The sequence below is a fragment of the Inquilinus sp. genome, from assembly GCF_057815775.1.
This window is the reverse complement of the sequence record NZ_JBYRFX010000074.1, coordinates 1-9,630: the sequence shown is the minus strand read 5'-3', so window position 1 is coordinate 9,630 and position 9,630 is coordinate 1. Positions and strand designations below refer to the sequence as shown.

The window sequence follows — 9,630 nt, the reverse complement described above, 5'->3', positions numbered from 1 at the left end:
GGCCTGCGGACGCTGGAGAAGCATGCGGTGCGGGCCGGCGGCGGCGCCAACCACCGCTTCGGCCTGGATGACGCGGTGCTGATCAAGGACAACCACGTCGCCGTGGCCGGCGGCGTGCGGCCGGCGATCGCCCGGGCCCGCGCCGCGGTCGGGCACCTGGTCAAGATCGAGGTCGAGGTCGACACGCTCGACCAGCTCGACGCGGCGCTGGCCGAGGGCATCGACGCCGTACTGCTGGACAATATGAATCCGGACCAGCTGCGCGAGGCGGTGCGCCGCGTCGCCGGAAGGGCGGTGACCGAGGCCTCCGGCCGGATCACGATCGAGACCGTGCCGGCGATCGCGGCCAGCGGCGTCGACCTGATCTCCACCGGCTGGATCACCCACAGCGCGCCGATCCTCGACCTCGGCCTGGACTGGGAGGAGTGAGGGCCGATCGCTAGGATGCCGGGCCGGGGTACGAGGAAGGGGCAAGTCCGATGCGGATCATCGACATCCGGGAGCGTTCGGTCGCGATCTCGCGCTACGACGACCCGGCCGTGCCGCCCGGCGGGCTGACCACCAGCATGGTCGCGCTGGTCACCGACGTGGTGCGCGACGGCCGGCCAGTGGTCGGCTACGGCTTCGCCTCGGTCGGCCGCTACGCCCAAAGTGGGCTGATCCGCGAACGCTTCGCCCCCCGATTGCTGGCGGCCCAGGATCTGGCCGACGAGACCGGAACCGGCGTCGACCCGTTCCGGGCCTGGACGGCGATGATGGCGGGCGAGAAGGCCGGCGGGCATGGCGAGCGCTGTGTCGCGGTCGGCACGCTGGACATGGCGCTGTGGGATGCCGCCGCGAAGATCGCCGGGCTGCCGCTGCACCAATTCCTGGCCGGCCGGCTCGGCCGGGCCGAAGCGGTGCCGCAGCGCATCGGCGTCTATGCCGCCGGCGGGTACCGCTATCCCGACAACGACGTCGCCCGGCTGGCGGAGGAGATGCGCCGGCTGACCGGCCGGGGCTACACCAGGGCCAAGATCAAGATCGGTGGCGCGGCGCTGGCGCAGGATCTGCGGCGGGTGGAGGCGGCGGCCGCACGGCTGGCGACGCCCGGGCACCTGGCGGTCGACGCGATGAATGCCTATGACCGGGATACCGGCCTGGCCGCGGCGGCAGCGCTGGCGCCGCTGGGCCTGTGGTGGTTCGAGGACATCTGCGACCCGCTCGACCTGCCCACCCAGGCGGCGCTGGGGTCGGCCTATCCCGGGCCGATCGCCGCCGGCGAGGCCCTGTTCTCCGTCGCCGAGGCCCGGCTGCTGTCCCGCTATGGCGGGCTGCGCCGCGACCGCGACATCCTGCTGTTCGATCCGGTGCATTGCTACGGCCTGCCCGGCTATCTCAAGATCGTCGCGCATTTCGAGAGCGAAGGCTGGCCGCGACAGGCGTTCTGGCCGCATGGCGGCCACCTGTTCACCCTGCATGTCACTGCTGCGCTGGGGCTGGGCGGTGCCGAGGTCAATCCGCTCAGCTTCCAGCCCTTCTGTGGCCTAGCCGACGACGCCGTGGTGACCGACGGATCCGTCGCCCTGCCAGACCGGCCCGGCATCGGCTTCGAGGGGCGGGCCGACCTTTACCGCCTGTTCCGCACCCTGCTCTGAGAGACCATTTGGAAACGCTACTGGTGCGGCCGTCTGACAGCGGTTTCTGCGCTTCCGGTGCTCACGGACCCCAACGTCCGCTGCGCGCCGGTTCTCGAAACCACCGCCAGCCGACTCACACCAGCGCGTTTTCAAACGGTCTCTGAGACCCTGATGTCAGCGCTCCTCGCAGGGCCCGACGATGTGGTCGACCGAGAGGATCGGCATCGCCGCGGTGCCGCGGCGTTCGAAGCGGCCGAACACCAGCAGGCAATGCCCCGTCGCCCAGGCGCGCCAGATCTCGGCCCGGACCCGGCCGAGACCATCCGGCGTCGCCGCGATCACCGGCGGCGCCTCGCCGGCATAGGCCGGGTCGCCCGCCGCACCGCCCCGCTGGTCGACCGGGACCACACCGCGCCAGGGACAGGGCGCCTTGAGGCAGCGGATGCCGGTGTCGCCGACGCGGAACAGGCTGGAGGCCGATTCGGCCGCACCGGCGATGGGCGAAGCGGTCAGCGCCGTGGCGACGGCGATCGATGCCAGGAATCGTTTCATAGACGCCTCCCTCCGCGGTCGCACCGTCCGGGGTGGCCATGGCAAAATCATGGCTGCGTTGGGACCGGCCGGGGCCGGTCCTGCCCCCGGATCGACGCCCGAGACTAGCCGAAGACGGCGCCGCCGATCATTTGGTTTGATGCAGATGCTGCAAACCTCTCGGCAATTGGGGGCTTCATCCGCTACAAACCTAGGATGAGCCTGATCACCTCCACCGACGACCTCGCCGCCTTCTGTGACCGGATGGCAGCGGCCGACTATATCGCCATCGACACCGAGTTCATGCGCGAGCACACCTTCTGGCCGAAGCTGTGCCTGGTGCAGATCGCCGGGCTGGACGAGGCCGTGGCGATCGACCCGCTGGCGCCCGGCATCGATCTGGCGCCGCTGTTCACCCTGGTGAACAACCCGAAGGTGCTGAAGGTCTTCCATTCCGCCCGGCAGGATGTGGAGATTTTCGTCCACCTGACCGGCCAGGTGCCGAAGCCCCTGTTCGACACCCAGGTCGCGGCGATGGTCTGCGGCTTCGGCGAATCGGTCAGCTACGAGAACCTGGTCGCCAAGCTGGCGAATGCCCGGATCGACAAATCCTCGCGCTTCACCGACTGGTCGCACCGGCCGCTGACCGAGCGGCAGATCGAATACGCGCTGGCCGACGTGATCCATCTGCGCCCGTCCTATGAGGCGCTGCGCAAGCAGCTGACCAAGTCGGGCCGCGAATCCTGGCTCGACGAGGAGATGGCGATCCTCTGCGCGTCGGAGACCTATCACACCGAGCCGGACCAGGCCTGGCTGCGGCTGAAGCCGCGCAACGCGTCCGCCAAGTTCCTGGCCGTCCTGGGCGAGGTCGCGGCCTGGCGCGAGCGCGAGGCGCAGAAGCGCGACATCCCGCGCGGCCGCATCCTGAAGGACGAGGCGCTGCTGGAGATCGCGGCACACAGCCCGCGCGACCTCGAGGCCATGGCCCGGGTCCGCGGCATGAGCCGCAACATGGCCGAGGGCTGGCAGGGCCAGGGGCTGATGGCGGCGGTCGAACGCGGCCTGGCCATCCCGCCCGACCAGGTGCCGAAGCTGGCACAGCGCCCCCCTTCCCCGCCCGGCATCGCCCCGCTGGTCGAACTGATGCGCGTCCTCCTGAAGATGAAATGCGAGGATGAGGGCGTGGCCCAGAAGCTGGTCGCCGGCAGCGACGACCTCGAGGCCATCGCCATGGACGACGACGCCGACGTGGCGGCGCTGCATGGCTGGCGCCGCGAGATGTTCGGCGAGGATGCCCTGTCGCTGAAGCGCGGCAAGATCGCCCTCGCGGTGCAGAACCGTCGCATCCGGGTGGTATCCCTCTAGGGGAAGCGAATCCAGGGGGAGAAAATGCGTCGCGGATGGTGGACCTTCGCCGTCATCGCCACCTGCGCGGTCATTGCTGCAGGCGCCTATCTTTTCTTTCTCTCCCGCGAGAGCGTGCCGCCTCCGCCAGCCGAGCCCGCTGTCCAGAGCGAGCCTGCTCCCGCGACGACGACACCCCCACCGCCTCCAGCGCCGCCGCCGGCCACTCCACCGGCAACGGCGACCGAGCCGGCACCGTCGACCGCATCGGCACCATCGACGGTGCCTCCGGCCGCGCAGCCGGCGCAGGACGAGCCCCGCCTCTCCTGGCCGGTGGCCTGCACCGTCGGCAAGGACTGCTTCGTCCAGAATTACGTCGACGCCGATGCCGGGCCGGGCCGCGCCGATTTCCATTGCGGCACGCTGACCTATGACGGGCATGACGGCACCGACATCCGCCTGCCCGACCTGGCCACCATGCAGCGCGGCGTCGCCGTGCTGGCCGCCGCCGACGGCACGGTGCTGCGCGTCCGCGACGGCGAGCCCGACGTGTCGGTGGACGAGCGCGGCACAGCGGCGGTCAAGGATCGCGAGGCCGGCAACGGCGTGATCATCGACCACGGCAATGGCTGGCAGACGCTGTACGCCCACATGAAGCGCGGCAGCCTGCAGGTCCGGTCGGGCGATGTGGTGAAGGCCGGCCAGCCCCTGGGCCAGGTCGGCCTGTCCGGCGACACCGAATTCCCGCATCTGCATTTCGGCGTCCTGAAGGGTGAGCAGCGCATCGACCCCTTCACCGACGAACCGACCGGCGCCGGCTGCAACGTCACGCAGCATTCGCTGTGGGCCGCCGACGTGCCATACATCGCCACCGGCCTGCTGATCGCCGGCTTCGCCACCGGCCCGGCCAACCAGGATGCGGCACATCTCGGCCGCTACGCCGACCTCAAGGGCGACCCGAAGGCGCCGCTGGTGATGTGGGCTGAAAGCTTCGGCGTCCAGGCCGGCGACCTGCAGACAACCACGATCACCGCCCCCGACGGCACGGTGGCGTTCCAGGATCAGAAGACGCTGACGGCGCCGAAGATCCTGTGGTTCGCCTTCGCCGGCAAGCGCCCGCCGGCCGATGGCTGGAAGCACGGCACCTACACCGGCCGCTACCGGCTGGAGCGCAACGCCGCCCTGCTGATCGACCAGCAACGCACGCTCGAAATGCCATGAGCGCGAAACCGATCCTCTACGGCGCCGGCTACAGCGCCTATGTCCGCACCGCGCTGCTGGCGCTGCAGGAGAAGGGCGTGGATTTCGACCGGGTCGAGGTCGACATCTTCGCGCCCGGCGGCCCCCCGGCCGATTACCGGGCGCGCCAGCCCTTCGACCGCATCCCAGCCTTCGAGCATGACGGCTTTGCCCTGTACGAGACCGCGGCGATCACCCGCTATGTCGATGAGGCCTTCGACGGGCCGGCACTGCAGCCCGCCGATGCCCGCGGCCGGGCCCGGCTGACCCAGATCATCGGCATCCTCGACAGCTATGCCTATCGCCCGCTGGTCTGGGACATCTATGTCGAGCGGGTGTCGAGCCCGACGATGGGCAAATCGCCCGATGAGGCCAAGATCGCCGCGGCCCTGCCCAGGGCCGAGCTGTGCCTCGACGTGCTGGCCGGCTTCCTCGGCGACGGCCCGCGGCTGCTTGGGCCTGACATCAGCCTCGCCGACCTGCACGCAGCACCAATCCTCGATTATTTCCGCATGGCGCCGGAAGGCCGGGCGCTGATGGCCCGCGACGCGCGCCTCGAAGCCTGGTGGCAGCGCCTGGCCGCCCGGCCATCGGCCGCGGTACTGGGGGCGGAATAGAGCCTCATTCCCGCGGGCGCACCCGTTCGGGCGCCAGCAACACGGCCCTGAGATGCTCGACGATGCGCGACTGGTTCTTCGGGGCCCGCACGGTCGTCACGATCATATCGTCCGGCGGCGCGGCCAGCCGGTCCGGCTCGTGCCAGCCGTCGGACGCATCCGCGGCGCCGGATCCGTCGAGCGGATCCGCCTGCCATGCCAACTGCACCACCTGATGTGCCGGTTTCGTCCCGTGGTTGCCGCGTTCCGAAGCCATGACTCTCACTCATCTCTGACAGAGATCTGAAATAGACTGCTTGTGCGATGCGCTGATTTTACTGTCAATCCCGGCCGGCGCGAACCGCATTTCATGAGTTAACCGATTATTAACCCTGGCCACATTTGTGGATGGCCGGTCTTCGGCTATCATTGACGCGCAATATCCTGGTTGGCTCCGTGCGTTGAGGGTCGTTTGCAGGCCATGAAGATTCTCCTGATCGAAGATGACGCCGACACCGCGCGCTATGTCGCCGACGGGTTGGCCGATGTCGGGCATCAGGTCGAGATCGTGGCCGAAGGCCCGCGCGGCTTCCTCGCGGCCGCCAGCGGCGCCTTCGACCTGCTGGTGGTCGACCGGATGATCCCCGGCCTCGACGGCCTTGCCCTGGTCCGGCGCCTGCGGGCCGCCGAGATTGAGAGCCCGGTGCTGTTTCTGACCGCGCTGGGCGACATCGACGAACGGGTGGCCGGGCTGGAGGCGGGCGGCGACGACTACCTGCCGAAGCCCTTCGCCCTGGCCGAGTTGCTGGCCCGGGTCGACGCGCTGGGCCGGCGGGCGCGGCCGCTGTCGGCCGAGACTATGCTGGGCGTCGCCGATCTGGAGGTCGACCTGATCCGCCGCAGCGTGGTCCGCGCCGGCCAGCCGATCGAGCTGCAGCCACGCGAGTTCCAGCTGCTGGAATACCTGCTGCGCAACGCCGGCCATGTGGTGACGCGGACGATGCTGCTGGAGAAGGTCTGGCACCTGCGCTTCGACCCCAGCACCAATGTGGTCGAGGCCCATATCAGCCGCCTGCGGCGCAAGCTGGACCGGCCCTTCGCCGGCGAGCTGATCACCACCATCCGCGGCGCCGGGTATCGCCTTGGCCCGCCCGGTTAGGATCTTCCGCACCACCAGCTTCCGGCTGACGGCGCTGTACACCGCCGTCTTCGCCGCCTCGGTGGCGGCGATCCTCGGCGTGCTCTACTGGGCGACGGCGGGGTACACGGCGCAGCAGCTGGACGATTCCCTGGCCGCCATCGTCGCCCAGCTGACCGAGGATTATCCGAACGACCCGCCGTCGGAGATCGCCTCGGACATCGACCAGAGCCTGAAGGCCGACCCTGGCAATCCCGGTTACTTCCTGTTCCAGGACCAGGCTGGGCGGCACCTGGCCGGCAACCTGCCGGTCATGCCGCCGATCGCCGGGCCGCAGGATCTGACCATTCCCGCCCCGGGCCACGACGACAATCGCGATCTTCGCGGCCTGGGCAAGATCCTGCCCGATGGCGCGTTCCTCCTCGTCGCCTCCGACCGCAGCGCGCTGGAGGATCTGCGCACGCTGTGGCTGCACGGCTTGGGCTGGAGCCTGCTGGCCACCGCCATCCTCGGCGTCGGCGGCGGGCTGCTGGTCAGCGCCGGCGTCCTGCGCCGGGTCGATGCCATCAACCGCATCTGCCAGAAGATCATGGACGGCGACCTGACCCAGCGCCTGCCGGGCCGCGAGACCGGCGACGAGTTCGACCGGCTGACCGACATCGTCAACACGATGCTCGACCGCATCGAGGCGCTGATGGAGGGGCTGCGCCAGGTCTCCACCGACATCGCGCACGATTTGCGCACCCCGCTCGGCCGGCTGCGCCAGCGGCTGGAGGGGGCGGTGCTGAAATCCCGCTCGACCGGGGAATACGAGCAGGCGGTGGAGGCCGCGATCGCCGAGGCGGACCATCTGCTGGCGGTGTTCAACGCCCTACTGCGCATCGCCCGGCTGGAGGCCGGCAACCGGCGCCAGGGCTTCGTCCGCTGCGACCTGGCCGCCCTGACTAGCGCCATGGTCGAGGTGTTCCAGCCGACGGCCGAGGAAAACGGGCAGATCATCCGTTGGACCAATGCCGCGCCGATCGAGGTCACCGGCGATGCCGACCTGCTGTCGCAGATGATCGCCAATCTGATCGAGAACGCGCTGCGCCACACCCCCAGGGGCAGCTGCATCGACATCGCGGTCGTGCGCCGGCAGGACGGCCGGGCCGAGCTGTCGATCGCCGATGACGGCCCCGGCATCCCGGCCGATCTGCACGACAAGGTGTTCCAGCGCTTCTACCGGCTGGAGCAGAGCCGCCACACCCCGGGCAACGGGCTCGGCCTGAGCCTGGTCGCGGCCACCGCACAGCTGCACCGGGTGACGGTCACCCTGTCCGACAACCGGCCGGGCCTGAGGGTGTCGCTGCTGTTCCCGTGACGGAGGGTTAGCCCCAGACCTGCGAGCGGTCGCAGCTGAGCAGGATCGTCCTGAGATGGGCGACGATCCGGGCCTGGTTCTCGGCCGATCGGCCGGCGGACCCAGCCTCCGGTACAGCCGGCGTGTCGTGCCGCGCCCCGGTGGCGATGCCCGGCCGTGTCAATGCGCCCGCGTGATCCAGAATCATGATGCCCCTCCCGACTGATCGATCTCCAATTCAGCCGGGGAAGATGGTTTCTTTGCGCCGATCCGCGGTTGTCATGCGCCACAATTGGGAATTAGCGCGACGCCCCGCCTGATGCGATGCCGGCAGACGGGGCCCGGTCGGCGAAGACGAAGGGGCGCAGCAGCAGGCGGCGCTTCCAGTGCAGCAGGCCCAGCCGCCCCTGTTCCGCCGCGCCGTACAGCAGGAAGCGCACCCCGGCGACCCGCGGGTCGTCGCGGCGCAGCAGCCAGCGCACGATCTCGACGAACAGCAGCTTCATCGCGCCGGAGGACAGATGGTCGGCATGGCCGAGGAAGGAGACGATGCGGATGATGTTGCCGATACGGCGCAGCACGATGGTGCCGACCATCCGGTCCCGGTCGCCATCCGCGACGAAGACGCCCCAGTCGACCGTCCAATGCAGCGGGCAGTCGGCGTCGAGCCAGGGGTCGCCGCGCACATCCCGGCCGCGGCCGAAGCGCTGGGCGAAGGCCTGCGGCACCGGCCCGCCGGACCGGAACAGCTTCGACGCCTCGATGTCGCGCATATCGTCGCCCTGGCCGAAGCGGTCGAACATCCGGCAGCGATAGCCGGCCTTCGCCGCCTTGCGCGTCTCGCGCAGGATATAGCCGAAGGAGTGCCGGCGGATGTCCTGCTCATAGGCGCCGACATCCGCGAAATCGCCGAGGTCGAGCAGGCAGGGCGTGCCGTACCACAGCCGGGCCATGCCGTCCGGGCCGCGCCGGGCGAATTTCGAGAGATAGGCGCGGTGCGCGTCGACCATATGCCGGCAGCGTTCGCCGCAGCCTTCCGCATCCAGGCCCAGTTCGGCCTCCGGCAGATCGGCGGCGCCGAGCCCCCAGTGACGCAGGCGCGGCCATTTCCTCAGGCGAAACAGCATCGGCTCGATGCCGCCGAGGTAAAACCGCATGGCGAGGGAGTCGAATGAGATCTGCACAGGAATCCTTGTTCAGGAATCATCAGGTTTCGAGCCCAACTCTGCTGAACGATCCAACGTTCTACCAATGAATCCAAGATGAAATTCTTCTGCCATTGCGCTCAAATTTTCGGAAAAAATTTAACCAATATGCGGAGACTTCGGTCGATCGGCCGGAACGCCCGCCAGTTCCGTTGCATTCCGATCTCTGGCAGTCTTGGCCAGCCGGCATTTCGGCGGAGACCGGATCAATGACGCTCGACGATTATCTGCTGTTCCTGCCCGCCTGCTTTGCCCTGAACATGGCGTTCGGGCCGAACAACCTGCTGTCGCTGTCGAACGGCGCCCGCGACGGCACGCTGCGTGCCATCGCCGCCTCCTCCGGCCGGCTGGTCGCCTTCGCCCTCATGATCGCGATCGCCGGGCTGGGCCTCGGCACGCGGCTGACGACGTCGGAGGTCGCCTTCGCCGCCGTCAAATGGATCGGTGCGGCCTATCTGGTCTGGCTGGGCATCAAGCTGCTGCGCGCCGACGCGCCGGTGCTGGACCGCGGCGCCGCCACCCGGGCGCAGCCGCTGCGCGCCCTGGTCCGGCAGGAGTTCTGGGTCGCCGCCGGCAACCCGAAGGCGGTCCTGATCTTCACCGCCTTCTTCCCGCAATT

12 protein-coding genes are annotated in these 9,630 nt (G+C 69.3%); 8 read left to right on the top strand and 4 right to left on the bottom strand.

The features are described 5' to 3' along the window. Together AC3XYG_RS02860 and AC3XYG_RS02855 are read left to right on the top strand one after the other, a co-directional pair. Positions 1-429, top strand: a 429-nt coding sequence (locus AC3XYG_RS02860; RefSeq protein WP_489138300.1) for a nicotinate-nucleotide diphosphorylase, incomplete at its 5' end; no start/stop codon positions are given. A gap of 50 nt (positions 430-479) precedes the next feature. After that, complete coding sequence (locus tag AC3XYG_RS02855) at positions 480-1,637, top strand: enolase C-terminal domain-like protein (protein WP_489138299.1); 1,158 nt, start codon at positions 480-482, stop codon at positions 1,635-1,637. A gap of 156 nt (positions 1,638-1,793) precedes the next feature. Here AC3XYG_RS02855 and AC3XYG_RS02850 read toward each other — a convergent pair whose 3' ends face one another. Further along, complete coding sequence (locus tag AC3XYG_RS02850) at positions 1,794-2,171, bottom strand: hypothetical protein (RefSeq protein ID WP_489138298.1); 378 nt, start codon at positions 2,169-2,171, stop codon at positions 1,794-1,796. Positions 2,172-2,366: 195 nt separating this feature from the next. Between AC3XYG_RS02850 and rnd the strand changes: the two genes are divergently transcribed. From rnd to AC3XYG_RS02835, 3 genes are all read left to right on the top strand, one after another. Beyond that, positions 2,367-3,515: a ribonuclease D gene (gene rnd / locus AC3XYG_RS02845; protein WP_489138297.1), complete on the top strand. Its 1,149-nt coding sequence runs from the start codon at positions 2,367-2,369 to the stop codon at positions 3,513-3,515. Positions 3,516-3,776: 261 nt separating this feature from the next. After that, entirely contained in the window at positions 3,777-4,715 is a 939-nt protein-coding gene (locus AC3XYG_RS02840) for a M23 family metallopeptidase (protein ID WP_489138296.1), read from the top strand. Next, the gene (locus AC3XYG_RS02835; RefSeq protein ID WP_489138295.1) at positions 4,712-5,350 is read left to right on the top strand and encodes a glutathione S-transferase family protein; all 639 of its coding nucleotides are present in this window, start codon (positions 4,712-4,714) and stop codon (positions 5,348-5,350) included. The genes AC3XYG_RS02840 and AC3XYG_RS02835 overlap by 4 nt, the downstream gene beginning before the upstream one ends. 4 nt (positions 5,351-5,354) lie before the next feature. Here the strand turns inward: AC3XYG_RS02835 and AC3XYG_RS02830 are convergent, their stop codons facing one another. Beyond that, on the bottom strand, positions 5,355-5,606 hold the full coding sequence (locus AC3XYG_RS02830) for a hypothetical protein (RefSeq protein ID WP_489138294.1): 252 nt from the start codon (positions 5,604-5,606) through the stop codon (positions 5,355-5,357). A 204-nt stretch (positions 5,607-5,810) separates the two neighbouring features. On the opposite strand from AC3XYG_RS02830, the gene AC3XYG_RS02825 reads away from it, so the two are divergent. Together AC3XYG_RS02825 and AC3XYG_RS02820 are read left to right on the top strand one after the other, a co-directional pair. Next, positions 5,811-6,488: a winged helix-turn-helix domain-containing protein gene (locus tag AC3XYG_RS02825; RefSeq protein WP_489138293.1), complete on the top strand. Its 678-nt coding sequence runs from the start codon at positions 5,811-5,813 to the stop codon at positions 6,486-6,488. Next, on the top strand, positions 6,472-7,827 hold the full coding sequence (locus AC3XYG_RS02820; RefSeq protein ID WP_489138292.1) for a sensor histidine kinase: 1,356 nt from the start codon (positions 6,472-6,474) through the stop codon (positions 7,825-7,827). Before AC3XYG_RS02825 ends, AC3XYG_RS02820 begins: the two co-directional genes overlap by 17 nt. Before the next feature lie 7 nt (positions 7,828-7,834). On the opposite strand, the gene AC3XYG_RS02815 is transcribed toward AC3XYG_RS02820, so the two are convergent. After that, positions 7,835-8,014 (bottom strand): hypothetical protein, encoded by a 180-nt coding sequence (locus AC3XYG_RS02815; RefSeq protein ID WP_489138291.1) that lies wholly within the window; start codon positions 8,012-8,014, stop codon positions 7,835-7,837. Positions 8,015-8,105: 91 nt separating this feature from the next. Continuing rightward, positions 8,106-8,963: a hypothetical protein gene (locus AC3XYG_RS02810; RefSeq protein ID WP_489138290.1), complete on the bottom strand. Its 858-nt coding sequence runs from the start codon at positions 8,961-8,963 to the stop codon at positions 8,106-8,108. A gap of 257 nt (positions 8,964-9,220) precedes the next feature. Here AC3XYG_RS02810 and AC3XYG_RS02805 point away from each other — a divergent pair. Further along, positions 9,221-9,630 (top strand): LysE family translocator (locus tag AC3XYG_RS02805; protein ID WP_489138289.1); only part of this gene is annotated, 410 nt, incomplete at its 3' end.